Below are 18,416 nucleotides of genomic sequence, written 5' to 3' on the forward strand. Positions count from 1 at the left end.
CGTGCGGCGCGCCCACCAGGTGCAGCCGCCGCCGGTGCTGGACGGGAACCAGCGGCGCGTTGTCGAGCACGAGGGCGGGCCCCTGCTGGTGCTCGCCGGTCCCGGAACAGGCAAGACCACCACGATCGTCGAGTCGGTCGTGGACCGCATCGACCACCGGGGCACGGACCCCTCGCGTGTGCTGGTGCTCACCTTCAGCCGCAAGGCCGCCCAGGAGCTGCGCGAGCGCATCACCGCCCGGCTGCGCCGCACCACCCGCGAACCGCTGGCCCTGACCTTCCACAGCTACGCCTACGCCCTGATCCGGCGCGAGTTCCAGCGCATGGGCGACCTGCCGCCGCGCCTGCTCTCGGGGCCCGAACAGCTCATGGAGGTCCGCGAACTCCTGCGGGGCGAGGCCCTGGACGGCGCGCCGGACTGGCCCGAGCGCCTGCGCCCCGCCTTGGAGACCCGCGGCTTCGCCGAGGAGCTGCGCGACTTCCTCATGCGCGCCCAGGAACGCGGCATGGGCCCCGACGAGCTGGCCGCGCTCGGCCGCGACCGCGACCGCGACGACTGGGTGGCCGCGGCCGGGTTCCTGGACCGCTACACCGGCCGTTTCGACATCGCCCCCGTGCCCACGCTCAACTACGCCGAACTCGTGCGCGTCGCCGCCAACCTGCTCTCCGACCCCGGGGTCCGCGAGCGCGAGCGCGCCGCCCACGAGGCGGTGTTCGTCGACGAGTACCAGGACACCGACCCCGCCCAGGAGGAACTCCTGCGCGCCCTGGCCGGGGACGGCCGCGACCTGGTCGCGGTCGGCGACCCGGACCAGTCCATCTACGCCTTCCGCGGCGCCGAGGTGCGGGGCATCCTCGACTTCCCGAGCCGCTTCCCCACCGCGCGGCGCACCGAGGCGCCCGTGGTCGCGCTGCGCACCTGCCGCCGCAGCGGCCGCGCCCTGCTGTCGGCCTCGCGCGGCCTGACCCGGCGCCTGCCCGCGGTCGCCTCCGCCCGCGGCCACGTCAACGAGCACCGCGACCTGGTCCCCGCCGAGGGCGTGGCCGACGGCGAGGTCCGCGTGCTACTGGCCGACAGCGCCGCCCAGGAGGCCGCGGTCGTCGCCGACACCCTGCGCCGCGCCCACCTTGTGGACGGCGTCCCGTGGTCGGACATGGCCGTGCTGGTGCGCTCCTCCACCCGGCAGCTGCCGGTGCTGCGCCGCGCCCTGACCGCCGCCTCGGTCCCGGTCGCGGTCGGCTCCGACGACCTGCCCGTGGCCGCGGAGCCGATCGTGCGTCCCATGCTCGCGCTGATCCGCTACGGGCTGGCCCCGGCCGAGCTGGACGAGGACGCCGCGCGCGAACTGCTCACCAGCCCCTTCGGCGAGGCCGACACGGTACGGCTGCGCAGGCTCGTGCGCGCGCTGCGCCGCCTGGACCTGGACCGCGCCCACGACGGCGGCGCCCCGCAGGAAGGCGCCGGGGAGGAAGCGGGACAGGAGAGGGGCGGCGCCTACCGTCCCTCCTCGCAGCTGCTCGTGGACGCCCTGCGCGACCCGGCCGAACTCACCCTCGTCGATCCCGAGATCGCCGCGCCCGCCACCCGTGTCGCCCAGGCCCTGCGGACAGTCCGCGACCTAAACGCCAGGGGGGCCGACGCCGAACAGGTCCTGTGGGAGCTGTGGCGCGACAGCGGCCTGGCCGACCGCCTGCTGCGCGCCAGCCTGGCCGGAGGCCGCCGGGGCGCCGCCGCCGACCGCGACCTGGACGCCGTGGTCGCCCTCTTCGAGAGCGCCGCCCGCTACTGCGACCGGCTTCCCCCGGGCAGCCCCGCGGGGTTCCTGGAGGACCTCGCCGCCCAGGAGATCCCCGGCGACAGCCTCGCCGAGCGCGCGCCCGAGGGCGAGGCTGTGCGCATTCTCACCGCCCACCGCTCCAAGGGGCTGGAGTGGGGCCTGGTCGTGGTCGCCGGGGTCCAGGAGGGCGACTGGCCCGACCTGCGCCTACGCGGCTCCCTGCTCGGCGTGGAGGAACTCGTCGACGCCGACGTGCACTCCGCCGACTCCTCCGGGGCGGCCCTGGCCTCCAAACTGATGGACGAGGAACGCCGCCTGTTCTACGTGGCGCTCACCCGCGCCCGCCGCACCCTGGTGGTGACCGCCGTGGGCGGGGAGGACACCGACGAGCGGCCCTCGCGCTTCTTGACCGAGATGGGCGTGGGCGAGCCCGAGCCGGTCAGCACCGGCCTGCGCTGGCTGTCCCTGCCCTCGCTCGTCGCCGACCTGCGCTCGGTGGTCACCGACCCCGAGGCTCCCGAACCGCTGCGCGAGGCCGCCGCCACCCACCTGGCCCGCCTGGCGGAGGAGGGCGTGCGCGGAGCCGACCCCGCGGAGTGGTACGCGCTCACCCCCTTCAGCGACGACCGACCCCTCGCGGAGGCGGAGGACACCATCCGCGTCTCGCCCTCCCAGGTGGAGAGCTTCACCAACTGCCAGCTGCGCTGGCTCCTCGAACGCGCCGCCGGGGCCTCCTCCGGCGACTCCGCCTCGGCCCTGGGCACCGTCGTGCACGCCGTCGCCGTCCTGGTCGCCCAGGGCGGCACCCCCGACGAGATCAGCGGGCGCATGGACGAGATCTGGGCCGACCTGGACTTCGGCGGCCCCTGGCAGGCCAGGGCCCAGCGGGACCGCGCCGACACGATGGTCCGCAGACTCCTCGACTGGGAGGCGGCCAACGACCGCGAACTCGTCGTCACCGAGGAGGGGTTCCGGGTGGACGTGGGCGGCATCGAGATCACCGGCCGCGTGGACCGCCTCGAACGCGACGACCGGGGCAGGGCCGTGGTCGTGGACATCAAGACCGGCAAGAGCAAGGCCGACGACCTGGCCCGCCACCCCCAGCTCGGCGTCTACCAGATGGCCGTGCTCAAGGGCGCCTTCGCCAGGCTCGGCCTCACCGAGCCGGGCGGCGCCGCGCTGGTCCAGGTCGGCGAAGCCGCCTTCAAGCACAAGGCGCGCGAGCAGCCCCAGGCCTCGCTGGGGGAGGACCCCGATCCGGGTTGGGCCGGAACGCTCGTACGCGAGGTCGCCACCGGTATGGGCGGATCCCGCTTCACCGCCACACGCAACAAGGGATGCAGGTCGTGCGCCGTACGCGCCTGCTGCCCGGTCCAGGACGAGGGCAGACATGTCTGAAACACGCCCCCACCCCCACCAGCTCCCGCCCCGCTCCCACCCCGACCCCGAACCGGCCCCCGGCCCCCGCCCCCGCTTCTCGCCCCCGGAGCTCGCCCGCCTCCTCGGCCAGCCCGAGCCCACCGCCGAGCAGTCCGAGGTCATCAGCGCCCCGCTGGAGCCCGGCGTGGTCATCGCGGGCGCCGGTTCGGGCAAGAGCGAGACCATGGCCTCGCGCGTGGTGTGGCTGGTCGCCAACGGCCACGTGCGCCCCGAGCAGGTCCTCGGCCTGACCTTCACCCGCAAGGCCACCGCCGAGCTGGGCGAGCGCGTGCGCAAACGCCTGGAGCAGCTGCGCGACACCGAGCAGCTGCCCGAGGAGCTGCTCGACGGCGAACCCACCGTGTCCACCTACAACGCCTACGCCGGCCGCATCGTCTCCGACCACGCCCTGCGCGAGGCCGTCGAGCCCAGCACCCGCCTGCTCAGCGAGGGGCAGGCCTGGCAGATCGCCTCCCGGATCGTCGGCGAGTACGACGGGCCCATGGACCTGATCACCGTCGGGGCGGACACCGTCACCCGCCGGGTCCTGGAACTGTCCGGGCAGATCGCCGACCACCTGGCCACCACCGAGCAGGTGCGCGGCATCGGCCGGTGGCTGCGCGCGGCCGTCGAGGCCCTGCCGCGCAAGCCCGCGGTGCCCACCCGCAACCTGCTCAACGCCCAGCTGCGCCGCGAACAGCTCCTGCCGCTGGTGGAACGCTACGAGCACGCCAAGCACGTGCGCGAGGCCATGGACTTCGGCGACCAGGTGTCCCTGGCCGCGCGCATCGCCCAGAACCATCCGGAGGTCGGCCTCGTCGAGCGGGGCCGGTTCCGCGTGGTGCTGCTGGACGAGTACCAGGACACCAGCCACGCCCAGCTCGTGCTGCTGCGCGCCCTGTTCGGCGAGGGCCACGCGGTGACCGCGGTGGGGGACCCCTGCCAGTCCATCTACGGCTGGCGCGGGGCCATCGCCGCCAACCTCGCCAACTTCCCCAACGACTTCCCGGCCGCCCCGGGCCGGGCCGCGTCCGTGCGCCGCCTGGCCACCAGCTTCCGCAACGGCGAACGCGTCCTGGAAGTGGCCAAGCACATCTCCGAGCCGCTGCGCGCCGAGAGCGCCGAGGTGCCTGTCCTGCACCCGGGACCGGCCAGACGGGGCCGCGGCGACGTCCGGACCGGGCTGTTCGCCGGACAGCGGGACGAGGCCGAGTGGATCGCCGACCGGATCGCCGGCTACCTGCGCGCCGCCCCCGGCCGGGCGGGCAGCGCCACGACCGCCCCCGACGGGCTGCCCTGGCCCCCGGGGGAGTCGGGCGGAGCCGCGGACGGCGCGATCAGCCCCGGTGACGTCGCCGTGCTGTGCCGCAAGCGCTCGCAGTTCCCGGCGATCCGGGAGGCACTGGAGGCGCTGGACATCCCGGTGGAGGTCGTCGGCCTGGGCGGGCTCATGATGGTGCCCGAGGTCCGCGACATCATCGCCACCCTGCGCGTGGTCCACGACGCCTCCGCGGGGAACGAGCTCGCGCGCATCCTCACCGGGCCGCGCTGGCGGATCGGTCCGCGCGACCTGGCCTCCCTCGGCGCGCGCGCGGCCGAACTGGCCCGCCACACCCGGCGCGACCTCACCGCACCCGACCCCGGTGAGCAGGCCGAGGACGACATCCTGCGCCGCACCGTCCTGGACCTGACCGCCGAGAGCGGCAGCCTGGTGGACGCCCTGGACGACCCCGGTCCGGCGGAGAACTACTCGGAGACAGCACGTGAGCGGCTCGGCCGCCTCGCCGAGGAGCTGCGCTCCCTGCGCAAGCTCATCGGACAGCCGCTGCCCGACCTGGTCACCGAGATCGAGCGGATGCTCGGCCTGGACATCGAGGTGGGGGCCCGCAGCGGCCGCGACCCGCTGTCCGCCCGCGCCGACCTGGACGCGTTCGTCGACCACGCGGTGCGCTTCGCGGGCAGCAGCGAGGACCCCACGCTCGGCAGCTTCCTCAGCTACCTGCGTGCCGCGTCCGAACGGGAGAGCGGCCTGGCCCCCGGCGAGCGCGTGGGCAACAGCGACACGGTCAAGCTCATGACCGTGCACGCCTCCAAGGGGCTCCAGTGGCCCGTGGTGGTCGTGCCGGGCCTCTGCGGCGGGAAGTACGCCCCGATGTTCCCCACGAGCCTGTCCGAGGGCGACATGTGGATCAAGGGCGAGCACCTGCTGCCCTACCGGCTGCGCGGCGACCGCCAGAACCTGCCCGAGCTGCTGGCGGTGGACAAGAAGGGCATCGAGGCGTTCAAGGAGGCCGAACAGGAGCGCCACCTGCTGGAGGAGCGTCGCCTGGCCTACGTCGCCGTCACCCGCGCCTCCTTCGCCCTGCTGTGCACCGGGCACTGGTGGGGGACCGACACCGCGAGCGAGCGCGGGCCCTCCCCGTTCCTGGAGGAGGTCCGCCAGGCCTGCGAGGGCGGCGCCGGGGACGTCGCGCACTGGGAGCCCCGGCCCGATCCCGACGACAACCCCTACGAGGAGGAGGACGACGGCACGGCGGTGTGGCCGCCGGAGGAGGCCGACCCCGGTGCGCCGAGCGGGGGGAGCGCCGACGGTGACGCCGGAGGCGGGGCCGCCGGGGGCGGGCCACGTGACCGCCGCGCCGAGATCCTCGCCGGTGCCGACCTGGTCGAGCGCGCCCGAGCCCGCCTGCTCGCGGGGGAGGCGGACCCGGCGGAGGAGGCCGCGCCGCCGCCCGGGCTGCGCCGCCGCATCGGGGGCTGGGAGCGCGACACCGAGCTGCTGCTCGCCCACCGCCGAGCCGAGGGGGCGGGGGCCGGGGACGGCGCGGTCCAGGTCGAGCTGCCCGCGCACCTGTCGGTGTCGTCCATGGTGTGGCTGGCCCGCGACCCCTCCGCCCTGGCCCGGCAGATCCGCAGGCCGCTGCCGCGGCCGCCCGCGCCGCACACGCGCCGGGGCACCGCTTTCCACGCCTGGCTGGAGCAGCGGTTCGGCCAGCGCGCCGCCCTGCTGGACGAGCTGCCCGGCGCCGCCGACGAGACGGCGGGCCGGGACGAGGACCTCGCCGACCTCCAGAGCCGTTTCGAGGAGAGCGAGTGGGGCTCGCGCGTGCCCGTCGAGGTGGAGGTGCCCTTCGAGACGGTCATCGGCGACCGGCTCGTGCGGGGGCGCATGGACGCGGTCTTCCACGACCCCGCCTCCGGCCGCTACGACGTGGTGGACTGGAAGACCGGGAGCCCGCCCGGCAACGGCCCCGAGCGCCGCGCCGTGGGCGTGCAGCTGGCCGCCTACCGGCTGGCCTGGGCCGACCTGGCCGGGGTCGCCCTGGAGGAGGTGAGCGCGGCCTTCCACTACGTGCGGGCCGGACTGACCGTGCGCCCCGCGGACCTGCTCGACGCCGAGGGGCTGGCCGCGCTCATCGACGCCGTCCCCGAACCCGGGTGAGAGGTCCGCCACCACCGCGGGTCGCCGTCCGTTCACCGGTGTGGTGGACAATGACCCGCGTGTCGATCCCAGGAATCCCCCAGGACAGCGGCGCCCCCGTGCGCGCGGGCGTCCCCGAGCACGGGCGCGTCCCCAAGTACTACGCGGTCCGGATACAGCTCACCGAGCTGGTGTCCGGGCTGACGGTGGGCCAGCCGCTGCCCACCGAGCGGGAGCTGGCCGAGCGCTTCGGCGCGGCCCGCGAGACGGTCCGCCAGGCGCTGCGCGACCTCCTGCTGGAGGGCAGGCTCAGCCGCCGGGGGCGCGGGACGGTGGTGGCCGGACCCAAGCTGGAGCAGCCCCTGTCCCTGGCCAGCTACACCGAGGGCGTGCGCCGCCAGGGGCTGCGGCCGGGGCGCTCCCTCATCGACCTGCGCAGCTGGCCCTGCCCGCCCCGGCTGGCCGAGGAACTGCACCTGAGCCCGGGCGAGCCCGTTTGGCACCTGGAGCGGGTGCTGCTGGCCGACGACGAGCGGGTGGGGCTGGAGTCCACCTACATCGCGGTGGCGCGCGTGCCCCGCCTGGACGTGGACTTCGACCCGGACTCCACCTTCTACGGCTACCTCGCCGACAGGGTCGGCATCGCGTTCGGCGACGCCGACGAGCGCCTGGAGACCGTGCTGGCCGCCCCGCGCGAGGCCCTGCTCATCGGCACCCCTCCTGCGCTGCCGATGCTGCTCATCCACCGCGTCTCCCGGGACGAGAAGGGCGGTCCCTTCGAACGTGTGCGCTCGCTCTACCGGGGCGACCGGTTCAGCTTCAGCGTCCACCTGGCCGGGGACGGGCGGGAGTAGGGGCGTCCGACGGCGGAGGCCGGAGCGCGGCCCCTACCGCCGGGCGCTTTTATTTCGAAAGGATAACGGGTCTGGTCCAAAATTTGACCCCGGTTCACCGGGGCGTCCCCACCGCGCTCGGTCGCCTCCATCCGCACCGGCGAACCTCGAACCATGCGAGTGATCATCGTCGGTGCCGGAGTCCTCGGCACCATGCACGCCTGGCACGCCGTCTCCCGAGGCCACGAGGTCGTCCACCTCGAACGGGAGGCGGCCGCCCGCGGCGCCTCCGTCCGCAACTTCGGCCTCGTCTGGGTCGGCGGGCGCGCCCCCGGCCCCGAACTGGAGGCCGCCCGCCGGGCCCGCGTCCTGTGGCAGGAGATCGCCGAGCGCGTCCCCGCCCTGGGCTTCCGGGCCTCCGGCTCCCTCACCGTCGCCACCACCGACCACGAGCTGGCCGTGGCCGAGGCGGCGGCCCGGGGCGGCGACGCCGCCGAGCGCGGCTACGAACTCCTCGGCCCCGAGCGGACCCGCGAGGTCAACCCGGCCCTGCGCGGCGACCACCTCGGCGCCCTGTGGTGCCGCAGCGACGCCCAGGTCGAACCCCGCACCGCCCAGGCCGCCCTCCAGGCCGAACTCGGCCGCAGCGGCCGCTACACCCTCCTGACCGGGCGCGAGGTCCGCGACCTGGCCGGACCGGGCGCCGTCCGCGACGACCACGGGCGGGTCCACCGGGGCGACGCCGTCGTCCTGTGCACCGGCGCCTGGCTCGGGGGCCTGGTCCGCGAACTCGTCCCCGACCCGCCCGTGCGCCGCGTCCGCCTCCAGATGGCCCAGACCGAGCCCCTGGGCGAGACCCTCACCACCTCCGTCGCCGACGGCGACAGCTTCCGCTACTACCCCGCCTACCGGGGCCCCGAGCTGGACGCCCTCAACGAGACCCAGCCCCAGCCGCCCACCGCCCGCGACCACCGCATGCAGCTGCTCATGGTCCAGCGCGCCGACGGCTCCCTGACCATCGGCGACACCCACGAGTACGACGCGCCCTTCTCCTTCGACACCGCCGAGGACCCCTACGAGCACCTCGCCGGGGTCGCCGGCCGCCTCCTGGGCCGACCGCTGCCCCCGATCCGCCAGCGCTGGGCGGGCGTCTACGCCCAGTGCGCCGACCCCGCCCGGGTCGTCCACCGCGCCCCCGTGGGCCCCGACGCCTGGCTGGTCACCGGACCGGGCGGGCGCGGGATGACCTGCTCCCCGGCCATCGCCGAGACCACCGCCGACGAACTGGGCTGGTAACCATGCACCCCACCACCGACCCCGCCCCGCCCGTCGAACTCGTCGTCCTGGACATGGCGGGCACCACCGTCGCCGACGACGGCCTCGTCGAGGCGGCCTTCGAGGCGGCCCTGCCCGACCACACCCCCGAGGCCGCCGCGTACGTGCGCGCCACCATGGGCGAGTCCAAGATCACCGTCTTCCGCCACCTGTGCGGCGACGAGGACCGCGCCCGGGAGGCCAACCGCGCCTTCGAGCGGGCCTACGCCCGCCTGGTGGACGAGGGCCGCTGCGCGCCCCTGCCCGGAGCCGAGGACGCCCTGCGCGAGCTGCGCGCCCAGGGCCGCACGACCGCCCTGACCACCGGCTTCTCCCGCGACACCCAGGAGCGCGTCCTGAGAGCCCTGGGTTGGCGGGAGGCCGCCGACCTCGTCCTGTGCCCCGCCGACGCGGGCGGGCGCGGACGCCCCCACCCGGACATGGTGCTCACCGCCGCCCTGCGCGCGCGGGTCTCCTCCGTGGCCGCCGTCGCCGTCGTCGGCGACACCGCATCCGACATCCGCAGCGGACTGCGCGCGGGGGCCTCGGTGGCCGCGGGGGTCCGCACCGGCGCCCACGACGACGAGGCCCTGCGCGCGGCCGGGGCCACCCACGTCCTGGACGGCGTGGCGGACCTGCCCGGTCTGCTCGCCGCGCGGGAGGGCTGAGGCGTGGGCATCCGCTTCGAACACGTCAGCGTCGCCTACGGGCAGACCGTGGTCCTGGACGGCCTCGACCTCACCGTCGAACCCGGTGAGTTCATGGCGCTGCTGGGCCCCTCCGGCTCGGGCAAGACCACCGCGCTGCGCGCCGTCGCCGGGTTCGTCCGCCCCGCCTCCGGGCGCGTCCTGCTCGGCGGACGCGACGTCACCGGCCTGCCGCCGCACCTGCGGGGCGTGGGCATGGTCGTGCAGAGCTACGCCCTCTTCCCCCACATGCGGGTGGACCAGAACGTCGCCTTCGGGCTGAGGGCGCAGGGCGTGCCCCGCCGCGAGATCGCCGGACGGGTAGCCGAGGCGCTGGCCATGACCGGGATGGGGGACTACGCGCGCCGCCACCCGCGCGAGCTGTCCGGCGGACAGCAGCAGCGGGTGGCCATCGCCCGCGCCCTGGCCATCCGCCCCGGCGTGCTGCTGCTGGACGAGCCGCTGTCCGCGCTCGACGCCCAGCTGCGCTCGGACATGCTCGCCGAGCTGGCCCGCCTGCACCGCGAACTGCCCGACGTCACGATCCTGTACGTCACCCACGACCAGAGCGAGGCGCTCACCCTGGCCGACCGGGTGGCGGTCCTGGACCGGGCCCGGCTGCGCGACTGCGACACGCCCCAGCGCCTCTACCAGCGCCCCCGGACGCCGTTCACCGCACGCTTCGTCGGCGGCGCCAACCTGCTGCCCGCGCGCCTGGCCGACGGGCGCGTGCACTGCTGCGGCACCGTCCTGGAGACCGACCCCGCCGACCTGCCGCCCGGCACCGGCGACGGCGACGGGCTGCGCGTGTGCCTGCGCCCGCACCGGCTCACCCTCGGCGGAGGCGAGCACACCCTGGAGGGCCGGGTCACCGACGTCCAGTGGCGCGGCTCCGTCCACCGGGTCACCGCCCTGGTGGACGGCGTCCCCGTCACCGCCGAACTCCGGGAGATGCGCACCCCGCCCGAGACCGGTGCGGCGGTCACGCTCGGCTTCGCCCGCCGGGACGCCGTCCTGCTGGCGGAGGAGGAGGCACAGTGAACGTCCGGACCGCGCCGACCCCGGCGCGCACCGCGTCCGCGCCCCCCTCGGGCGGGGGAGCCCCGGCCCGGGCGCCCCGCGCCCTCCCCGTGTGGGTGTGGGCCGTGCCGCCCGTGGTGCTGCTCGCGCTGGTGTTCCTGTACCCGCTCCTGCTCGTCGCGCTGGAGTCGGTCACCGCGCCCGGGGGCGGGCCCACCCTCGCCCACCACGCCGACGTCCTGGGCTCGGAGACCTTCCGGTCCGCCCTGGTCACCACCGTGCTCATCGCGGTCACCGCCACCCTGGGCTGCCTGGTCCTGGGCTTCCTCCTCGCCCTGGTCGTGGCGTTCGTGCCCTTCCCCGGCAGCGGGGCCGCCGCCCGGTTCATCGACACCTACCTGTCCTTCCCGTCCTTCCTCATCACCCTCGCGCTGCTGTTCCTCTACGGCACCGTGGGCGTGGCCAACGGCGCGTGGACGGAGGCCACCGGCGCCGAGACCGGGCCGATCAGCTTCCTCGCCACGCCCTGGGGCGTGGTCCTGGCGGAGATCACCTACTTCACGCCGTTCGTCATGCGGCCGCTGCTCGCCGCGTTCGCCCAGCTCGACACCGCGCAGATCGAGGTCGCCTCCTCCCTGGGGGCCCGCCCCCTCAGGATCGTGAGGGCCGTCATCCTGCCCGAGGCCCTGCCCGCGCTCGCCGCCGGAGGCGCGCTCGTGCTGGTGCTGTGCCTCAACGAGTTCGCGATCGTCCTGTTCACCGGGGCCAAGGACGTGGTGACCCTGCCGATGCTCGTCTACAGCGCGGCGATCCTGGAGGCCGACTACACCACCGCCTGCGTCGTGGCCACGGTCAACGCGGCCCTGTCGGTCTCCCTCTACCTCGTCTACCGCGCGGCCACCGCACGGCTGCGCGCGCCCTCCGGAGGCCGCCGTGCTCGTGCATAGCCGACCCGCCCGCTGGGTCGTGTGGGCGCTGTTCGCCGCGCTCGTCCTGCCCCTGTTCCTGCTCCCGCTCGGCGTCATCGTCACCGCGTCGGTGTCCACCAACTGGAGCGGCGTCCTGCCCTCGGGGCCCACCCTGGACAACTTCGCCGGGCTGTCCCGGGGCTCCACCCCGCAGGCGCTGCGCGTCAGCGTGGTCACCGCCGCCACCGCCAGCGTCCTGGCCCTGGTCGCCGGGACCTGGTCCGCGCTGACCGCGCACGCGCTGCGCCGACGCGGCAGGGCCGTCCTCGACGCCCTCTTCATGCTGCCCGTCGCGGTCCCCACGGTGGTCGTCGGCCTGGCCCTGCTGGTGGCCTTCAGCCAACCGCCCGTGCTGCTCAACGGCACCCGGACCATCGTGGTCATCGCGCACACCGTGCTGGTGACGGCCTTCGCCCACCAGTCGGTCTCCGCCGCACTGGACCGGCTCGACCCGGCCTACGGCCAGGTGGCCGCCTCCCTCGGCGCCCGCCCCGCGCGGGTGCTGTTCCAGGTGCGGCTGCCCCTGCTCCTGCCCTCGCTCAGCGCCGCCGCCGGGCTCTGCTTCGCCCTGTCCATGGGCGAACTGAGCGCCACGATGATGCTCTACCCGCCCAGCTGGATGCCGCTGCCGGTCCAGATCTACGCCGCCACCGACCGGGGCGCCCTCTTCTCCGGGGCGGCCTCGGCCATCGTCCTGATGGCCGCCACCCTGGCCGTCCTGCTGTTGCTGTCCCGCGTGCGCACCCGCGCCGCCTACCGCTGACCTCTCTCCCAGGAAGGCCCGCCATGCCCGCCGTCCGCACGACCGCCGCGCGCGTGTCCGCCGCCACCGCCGCGCTCGCCCTCGCCGGAGCCCTGACCTCCTGCGCCGCCTCCGACCCCGCCGACACCGTCACCGTCTACACCGCCGACGGCCTGCGCAACGAGGAGGGCACCGGCTGGCTCGACCAGGTCTTCGCCGACTTCGAGGCCGGCACCGGGGTCACCGTCCAGTACGTCGAGGGGGGATCGGGCGAGATCGTCCAGCGCGCCGGGCGCGAGACCGCCAACCCGCAGGCCGACGTCATCATCACCCTGCCGCCCTTCATCCAGCAGGCCGACGGCATGGGCCTGCTCCAGGAGTACGAGCCGCAGGGCTCCGAGCACGTCGAGACCAAGGACCCCGACGGGAGGTGGACCACGATCGTCGACAACTACTTCTGTCTCACCTACAACACCGAGGAGCTGGCGGAACCGCCCGCCACCTGGGAGGACCTGCTCGACCCCCGCTTCGAGGGCCGTCTCCAGTACTCCACGCCGGGCGTGGCGGGCGACGGCACGGCCGTGCTCGTCCAGACCATGCACGACTTCGGCGGGCTGGAGCCCGCCATGGACTACCTCGGGCGGCTCCAGGCCAACAACGTCGGCCCGTCCTCCTCCACCGGCGCGCTCGGCCCCAAGGTGGACAAGGGCGAGCTGCTGGTCGCCAACGGCGACGTCCAGATGAACTTCGCCCAGGCCCGCACCATGCCCGACCTCGGCATCTGGTTCCCCGCGACCGAGGGAGGCCAGCCGACCACCTTCGCCCTGCCCTACACCGCCGGGCTGGTCGAGGGCGCGCCCCAGGCCGACAACGGCCGCGCCCTCCTGGACTTCCTCCTCTCCGAGGCCGCCCAGGAGCAGGTCGTCCCGGTCGCCGGGGGCTTCCCGGCCCGCACCGACGTCCCGGTGGAGGGCGGGGGCGCCGAGGAGCTGGAGGCGCTCATGGAGGGCGTGGAGGTCTTCGAGCCCGACTGGCACGACATCGACGCCAACCTGCCCGAGTACCTCGACGCCTGGCGCGGGGCCACCGGCAGCTGACCCCGGCCGGACACGGGCCTGTGGACGACTCCGGCCGTCCACAGGCCCCGGCACCCGCCGGTATCCGGTTCCCGACAGGTGTGGCGATCTCCCACTCGGGCATCGTGGGCATTACCCACAACGAACAAGGGCTCGGGCGATGGAACTCGTCAGAACCGGCAGCAGAGGCCGGGTGACACTCGGTGAGAAGGTCGCGACCAGCGAGTACTACGAGGTGGAGAAGGCGGGCAACGGAACCATCACCCTCCACCCCGTGCGGGTCACCCGTGTCGCCGACCCCACCCCGGAGGACATCCGGCGCCGCAGCGACGACGTCGACGCCGGGCGCAACGTCATGAGCGCCAGCCTCGACGACATCGACCGGATGTTGGAGGGGGGCGGGTGGGGAAACCGGCCTTCCACGCCGAAGGCTGGGACGACCTCATGCGGTGGGTGGAGAACGACCGCCGCACGGCGAGGAAAGTCCGCAAGCTCATCGAGGAAGCCCTCCGGGATCCCTTCGGGGGAACGGGCAACCCCGAGCCGCTCAAGCACCTGGGGCCGAACCGCTGTTCACGCCGCATCACTGGCGAACACCGCCTGGTCCACGTCGTGGCGGACGAAGAGACCACGGTGCTGGGCGCCCGGGGCCGCTACTGACCCGGTCGAGGCCGCCGGTCCCGTGCGCCGGAGGAACCGCGCGGGACCGGCGGGAGGGCTCAGATCACGCCGAAGACGAACCCGCCCGGGGCGGCGGAGTCCTCGCCGAAGAGGTACTCCCGGGCCGACAGGACGAACTCCGCGCGGCCGATGAACCCGTCGCCGTCGGTGTCCAGGCTCCTGAAGCGCTCCAGGGCGTCGGAGTGGGAGGCCCCCAGGACCTCGGCGTACCTGACGTACTCCGCCTCGCTGATCGACCCGCCGTCGTCGGTGTCGAGGAGGTCGAAGACTGCCTCGGCCACGCCCTCGGTCATGTTGAACCGGCTCCGGTCCTCGGAGGCCGCGTGCATCGCCGCGACGAACGCCTCCCGGTCCAGGCGCGCCTGCGCGGGCGATCCGTGGCGGAGCAGCTCCAGCCAGAGCATCTGGTACGAGGCGTGGACGGCCTGGGCCCGGCGGTCGCTCAGGTCCAGCGCGTACCCCTTCGTGTAGCGGTCGACCAGGCGCTGGTAGTCGTCCCAGGTGATGGCGCCGTCGCGGTCGGTGTCCAGCGCGTCGAAGAGGCGGCCGAACCTCTCGGCGACCGCGGTGGCGGGAACGGTGTCCACGTGCATTCCTCTCGTCTGCGGGCGGACGCGTCCCGCCCGTGCACCTTCGAGTGTCCCGCGAGCCGAGGGGTTCCCCGACCCCCGCGGCTCCGCCGCCCGGGCCGCCGGGCCGCCGCGCCCTCCCCGGGAGCTGACCGGGACCGGTCCGGGCGCGCGAGGCTCCCGCCCGCGTTCCGGGACGGTTCGCGCAGGTCCTAGGCTCGTTCCCGACAACGACGTCGAGCAAGGACGGTCCCATGGACGTACGCGCCCACATCGAGGCACACCGGGACGAGTTCGTCTCCTCCCTCAAGGAGTGGCTGGCGATCCCCTCCATCTCCGCCGACCCCGCGCACCACCCCGACGTGGTCCGCTCCGCCCGGTGGCTCGCCGACCACCTCACCGCGACCGGCTTCCCCACCGTCGAGGTGTGGCAGACCCCCGGCCTGCCCGCCGTGTTCGCCGAGTGGCCCGCCGCCGACCCCGAAGCCCCCACGGTGCTCGTCTACGGACACCACGACGTCCAGCCCGTCGACCCGGTCCAGGAGTGGGAGACCGACCCGTTCACGCCCACCGAGCGCGGCACCTCCCTGTTCGCGCGCGGGGCCTCCGACGACAAGGGGCAGGTGCTCTTCCACGCCCTCGGCGTGCGCGCCGCCCTGGCCGCCTCCGGCGCCGACGCCCCGCCCGTCACGATCAAGCTGCTCGTGGAGGGCGAGGAGGAGTCGGGCTCGGTCCACTTCGCCGACCTGATGCGCGCCAACCGCGACCGCCTGGCCTGCGACGTCGCCGTCATCTCCGACACCACCATGTGGGCGGCCGACACCCCGTCCATGTGCGTGGGCATGCGCGGCCTCACCGACGTGGAGATCAGCCTGTACGGCCCCGAGCGCGACCTGCACAGCGGCTCCTTCGGCGGCGCCGTGCCCAACCCGCTCAAGGCCATGAGCGACCTGCTGTCCGGCCTGCACGACGAGGACGGCCGGGTGGCGGTTCCCGGCTTCTACGACGGGGTGGTCGAGGCCAGCCGGGAGGAGCGCGAACTCATCGCCCGGCTGCCCTTCGACGAGCGCGAATGGCTGGCCACCGCCGCCTCCACCGCCGCCTGGGGCGAGAGGGGCTACAGCACGCTGGAGCGGATCTGGCTGCGCCCGACCGCCGAGATCAACGGCATGTGGGGCGGGCACACCGGTTCGGGCGGCAAGACCATCGTCCCGCGCTCCGCGCACGCCAAGGTCAGCTTCCGCCTGGTCCCCGGCCAGGACCCGCTGCACGTGCAGGACCGCGTCCGCGCCCACGTCGAGGCCGCCGTCCCCGAGGGCCTGCGCGCCGAGACGGAGTTCGGCGGGCCGGGCGTGCGCGCCTGTGCCTCCGACCTGTCCTCCACCGCGCTGAAGGCGGCCCGCTCGGCCATGGAACGCGCCTTCGGCACCCAGGTCCTGTTCACCCGCGAGGGAGGCAGCGGCCCCGAGGCCGACATAGCCGACATCCTCGGGGCGCCGCTGGTCTTCCTCGCCGTCGGCCTGGACGAGGACCGCATCCACGCCCCCAACGAGAAGGTGGAGGTCCCCCTGCTGCTCAAGGGCGCCGAGAGCGCCGCGTACCTGTGGGAGGAGCTCGGCGGCGTCGTCTGAGCCGCGACCGCGCGGCGCCGGGGCCCGCTCCGCACACGGGGCCCGCCGCGCACGGGGGCCGTGCCAGGATGCGCCCGGCCCCGACCGGTGTTATGCACGTTGTGGACACGGGCCCCGCCAGGCGGCCCGCCGACCCGGAAGGACCCATGGACGCCGACGCGACTCCCTCCCTCTCACGCTTCTCCGTCGACCCCGCCGCGCACCGGCGCCTGGACGGGGAGTGGCTGGCCGAGGCGTGGGCCGCCCCCGGCACCCGGGTGCTCGTCCTGGAGGGCGGGGACCCCGTCGCCCACGGCTGGCGGGCGGTCATGGCCAAGCAGTCCCGGGCCCTGATCACCACCGGGGACGACCCCGAACTCGTCCTGGTACCCCCGGACGAGGCGCCCGAGGGCGAGCGCTACCTCCTCGGCACCGACGGCCGGGACGCCTACTTCGCGGTCCGCTCCGGCCGGGAGCTCACCGCCACCGAACGGACCGCCCCGGCCTCCCTGCGCGAGATCGGCGCGCTGCTGGGCGACCGGGACACCGGGCTGATGACCCGCGCCGTCGCCCTCGCGAACTGGAACGCCACCCACGGCTTCTGCCCCCGCTGCGGCTCGCGCACCACCACGGCCGCGGCCGGGCACGTGCGCGTGTGCGAACGGGAGGGCACCGAGCAGTACCCCCGGATGGACCCGGCGGTGATCATGCTGGTGCACCGCGAGCGCGGGGGCCGCGAGGAGATGCTGCTCGGCAACAACCCCAACTGGGACGCCCGCCGCTTCTCGGTGCTGGCCGGGTTCGTGGACGCGGGGGAGTCGCTGGAGCAGGCCGTGGTCCGCGAGGTCGCCGAGGAGGCGGGGATCGTGGTCGAGCGCCCGCGCTACCTGTCCTCGCAGCCCTGGCCCTTCCCGCGCAGCCTGATGGTGGGCTACACGGCGCGGGCCGTGGGCGAGACCGAGCGCACCGATGACGAGATCGGCGTCACCAGGTGGTTCACCCGCCCCGAACTGGCCGAAGCCGTGCACGCGCAGGAGATCCTGCTGCCGGGGCGGGTCTCGATCGCCCGCACCCTCATCGAGCACTGGTACGGCGCGGAGCTCCCCGGCGGCTGGTGACCCCGGCCCGACCGGTCCCGCGGCGGCCGGGCACCGCCGCCCGCGGGGTCGGTGCCGGGCGCGGGGACGCCGCGCCCGGGGCGGGGCCGGGGCCTCGGGGTTTCGCGCGGGGCCCCGACCGGCCCGTCGCCGCGCTAGCGCGAACCGGGGGAGGCGCCCAGTTCGTCGGGCAGCACGGTGAGGGGGCTCGTGCTGCTCTCCACCACGTCCCGCGCCAGGTCGGCCACCTTGCGCCCGCGCGAGCGCGCCGAGGAGCGCAGCCGCTCGAAGGCCTCGCGGGGCGCCATCGTGTGCCGCTCCGCCAGGACCCCGATCGCCTGCTCCACCACTACGCGCGACTGCAGCGCGTGCTCCAGCTGCGCGATGGTGTGCCGCAGCCGCTCCACCTCCGAAGCGCCCTCCGGGGCCCGGCCGGGCGCCTGGGAACGCGGGGTCCGGGCCCCCGACTCACCGGTCAGCAGGTCCGCCAGGACCATCGCGCTCACCAGGTCGGGCACCTCCTCACCGCCGCCCACCCGCCACCCGGCCGGGGTGCGGCGGACCACGCCGGTGTCCACCGTGTCGGCGACCGCAATGTCATGAGGCCTCATGTCCTCCCCCAACTCCACACTCCCCGTCGTCATCGTCCGAGCCCTTCGTGACCCGAGCGCCGTCGGAGGTGCACCGCCGAAGGCGGGCCCCGCGGTGCGGGCCGCGGGGCCCGCACCGGGGGGCGCGGCCCTGCGGCCCGCGTACCGTCCTACGACAGCTCGGCCAGTTTCTGCTTCACCTGAGCGAGCGACGGGTTGGTCATCGCCGCGCCGTCACTGAAGACCAGCGTCGGAACCGTCTGGTTGCCGTTGTTGGCCTTCATGACCAGTTCGGCGGCCTCCGGGTGCTCCTCGATGTTCACCTCACGACCGGTGATCCCCTCGCGGGCGAGCTGGCTCTTGAGCCGCTTGCAGTACCCGCACCAGGGGGTGGTGTACATCGTGAACTGTTCGGTCGCCGCGCTCGTCATGTCGCTCACGTCCTTCTTTCGTCTACGGTCGATGGATCGGTCCGGTCATCTCAACACCGAGGGGTCCGGACCGCTTCCCGGGACCGCGCGACACAACGTGGGACGCCTCACAGGACCAACTGGTTCTGGAATGTCTGATGTGCCTCCCGCGGTCCCGGCGGCGGGCGCGGGTCCGATCCGCT

Annotated in this window: 15 protein-coding genes; 12 read left to right on the forward strand and 3 right to left on the reverse strand. The window is 74.8% G+C overall.

Going from position 1 to position 18,416, the window contains the following annotated elements:
* Position 1: 1 nt before the first annotated feature.
* From KGD83_RS06095 to KGD83_RS06140, 10 genes are all read left to right on the forward strand, one after another.
* Positions 2-3,175: an ATP-dependent helicase gene (locus KGD83_RS06095; RefSeq protein WP_212644289.1), complete on the forward strand. Its 3,174-nt coding sequence runs from the start codon at positions 2-4 to the stop codon at positions 3,173-3,175.
* The gene (locus KGD83_RS06100) at positions 3,168-6,638 is read left to right on the forward strand and encodes an ATP-dependent helicase (RefSeq protein WP_212642915.1); all 3,471 of its coding nucleotides are present in this window, start codon (positions 3,168-3,170) and stop codon (positions 6,636-6,638) included. Before KGD83_RS06095 ends, KGD83_RS06100 begins: the two co-directional genes overlap by 8 nt.
* 50 nt (positions 6,639-6,688) lie before the next feature.
* Positions 6,689-7,471: a GntR family transcriptional regulator gene (locus KGD83_RS06105; RefSeq protein WP_212642916.1), complete on the forward strand. Its 783-nt coding sequence runs from the start codon at positions 6,689-6,691 to the stop codon at positions 7,469-7,471.
* Positions 7,472-7,630: 159 nt separating this feature from the next.
* Complete coding sequence (locus KGD83_RS06110; RefSeq protein ID WP_212644290.1) at positions 7,631-8,746, forward strand: TIGR03364 family FAD-dependent oxidoreductase; 1,116 nt, start codon at positions 7,631-7,633, stop codon at positions 8,744-8,746.
* A gap of 2 nt (positions 8,747-8,748) precedes the next feature.
* On the forward strand, positions 8,749-9,432 hold the full coding sequence (locus KGD83_RS06115; protein WP_212642917.1) for a phosphonatase-like hydrolase: 684 nt from the start codon (positions 8,749-8,751) through the stop codon (positions 9,430-9,432).
* 3 nt (positions 9,433-9,435) lie between these two features.
* Positions 9,436-10,491 carry an ABC transporter ATP-binding protein gene (locus KGD83_RS06120; protein ID WP_212642918.1) on the forward strand — a complete coding sequence of 352 codons (1,056 nt, stop codon included), beginning with the start codon at positions 9,436-9,438 and terminating at the stop codon, positions 10,489-10,491.
* Entirely contained in the window at positions 10,488-11,417 is a 930-nt protein-coding gene (locus tag KGD83_RS06125; RefSeq protein WP_212642919.1) for a 2-aminoethylphosphonate ABC transporter permease subunit, read from the forward strand. The genes KGD83_RS06120 and KGD83_RS06125 overlap by 4 nt, the downstream gene beginning before the upstream one ends.
* Positions 11,404-12,201 carry an ABC transporter permease gene (locus KGD83_RS06130; RefSeq protein ID WP_212642920.1) on the forward strand — a complete coding sequence of 266 codons (798 nt, stop codon included), beginning with the start codon at positions 11,404-11,406 and terminating at the stop codon, positions 12,199-12,201. Before KGD83_RS06125 ends, KGD83_RS06130 begins: the two co-directional genes overlap by 14 nt.
* Before the next feature lie 23 nt (positions 12,202-12,224).
* Complete coding sequence (locus KGD83_RS06135) at positions 12,225-13,277, forward strand: 2-aminoethylphosphonate ABC transporter substrate-binding protein (RefSeq protein WP_212642921.1); 1,053 nt, start codon at positions 12,225-12,227, stop codon at positions 13,275-13,277.
* A gap of 381 nt (positions 13,278-13,658) precedes the next feature.
* Entirely contained in the window at positions 13,659-13,916 is a 258-nt protein-coding gene (locus KGD83_RS06140) for a Txe/YoeB family addiction module toxin (protein WP_212642922.1), read from the forward strand.
* Between the two features lie 59 nt (positions 13,917-13,975).
* On the opposite strand, the gene KGD83_RS06145 is transcribed toward KGD83_RS06140, so the two are convergent.
* On the reverse strand, positions 13,976-14,530 hold the full coding sequence (locus KGD83_RS06145; protein WP_212642923.1) for an EF-hand domain-containing protein: 555 nt from the start codon (positions 14,528-14,530) through the stop codon (positions 13,976-13,978).
* A 230-nt stretch (positions 14,531-14,760) separates the two neighbouring features.
* Here KGD83_RS06145 and KGD83_RS06150 point away from each other — a divergent pair, with 230 nt between their 5' ends.
* Both KGD83_RS06150 and nudC read left to right on the forward strand, forming a co-directional pair.
* Positions 14,761-16,137, forward strand: a complete 1,377-nt coding sequence (locus KGD83_RS06150; protein ID WP_212642924.1) for a dipeptidase — start codon at positions 14,761-14,763, stop codon at positions 16,135-16,137.
* Between the two features lie 146 nt (positions 16,138-16,283).
* Positions 16,284-17,234 carry an NAD(+) diphosphatase gene (gene nudC, locus KGD83_RS06155; RefSeq protein WP_212642925.1) on the forward strand — a complete coding sequence of 317 codons (951 nt, stop codon included), beginning with the start codon at positions 16,284-16,286 and terminating at the stop codon, positions 17,232-17,234.
* Positions 17,235-17,368: 134 nt separating this feature from the next.
* Here nudC and KGD83_RS06160 read toward each other — a convergent pair whose 3' ends face one another.
* Both KGD83_RS06160 and KGD83_RS06165 read right to left on the reverse strand, forming a co-directional pair.
* A complete protein-coding gene (locus KGD83_RS06160; protein ID WP_212642926.1) occupies positions 17,369-17,824 on the reverse strand; it encodes an ANTAR domain-containing protein in 456 nt (151 codons plus the stop codon).
* Between the two features lie 149 nt (positions 17,825-17,973).
* On the reverse strand, positions 17,974-18,234 hold the full coding sequence (locus KGD83_RS06165; RefSeq protein ID WP_019608149.1) for a mycoredoxin: 261 nt from the start codon (positions 18,232-18,234) through the stop codon (positions 17,974-17,976).
* Positions 18,235-18,416: the final 182 nt, after the last annotated feature.

The sequence above is a fragment of the Nocardiopsis akebiae genome, from assembly GCF_018316795.1.
In the GTDB taxonomy this organism is placed as follows: domain Bacteria; phylum Actinomycetota; class Actinomycetes; order Streptosporangiales; family Streptosporangiaceae; genus Nocardiopsis; species Nocardiopsis dassonvillei.

What these genes read in the sequence shown, in the direction of transcription:
- KGD83_RS06135 (WP_212642921.1), top strand. Translation starts at nt 12,225, where the DNA reads ATGCCCGCCGTCCGCACGACCGCCGCGCGCGTGTCCGCCGCCACCGCC.
- KGD83_RS06105 (WP_212642916.1), top strand. Translation starts at nt 6,689, where the DNA reads ATGACCCGCGTGTCGATCCCAGGAATCCCCCAGGACAGCGGCGCCCCC.
- KGD83_RS06145 (WP_212642923.1), bottom strand. Translation starts at nt 14,530, where the DNA reads ATGCACGTGGACACCGTTCCCGCCACCGCGGTCGCCGAGAGGTTCGGC.
- KGD83_RS06165 (WP_019608149.1), bottom strand. Translation starts at nt 18,234, where the DNA reads ATGACGAGCGCGGCGACCGAACAGTTCACGATGTACACCACCCCCTGG.
- KGD83_RS06100 (WP_212642915.1), top strand. Translation starts at nt 3,168, where the DNA reads ATGTCTGAAACACGCCCCCACCCCCACCAGCTCCCGCCCCGCTCCCAC.
- KGD83_RS06150 (WP_212642924.1), top strand. Translation starts at nt 14,761, where the DNA reads ATGGACGTACGCGCCCACATCGAGGCACACCGGGACGAGTTCGTCTCC.
- KGD83_RS06160 (WP_212642926.1), bottom strand. Translation starts at nt 17,824, where the DNA reads ATGAGGCCTCATGACATTGCGGTCGCCGACACGGTGGACACCGGCGTG.
- nudC (WP_212642925.1), top strand. Translation starts at nt 16,284, where the DNA reads ATGGACGCCGACGCGACTCCCTCCCTCTCACGCTTCTCCGTCGACCCC.
- KGD83_RS06115 (WP_212642917.1), top strand. Translation starts at nt 8,749, where the DNA reads ATGCACCCCACCACCGACCCCGCCCCGCCCGTCGAACTCGTCGTCCTG.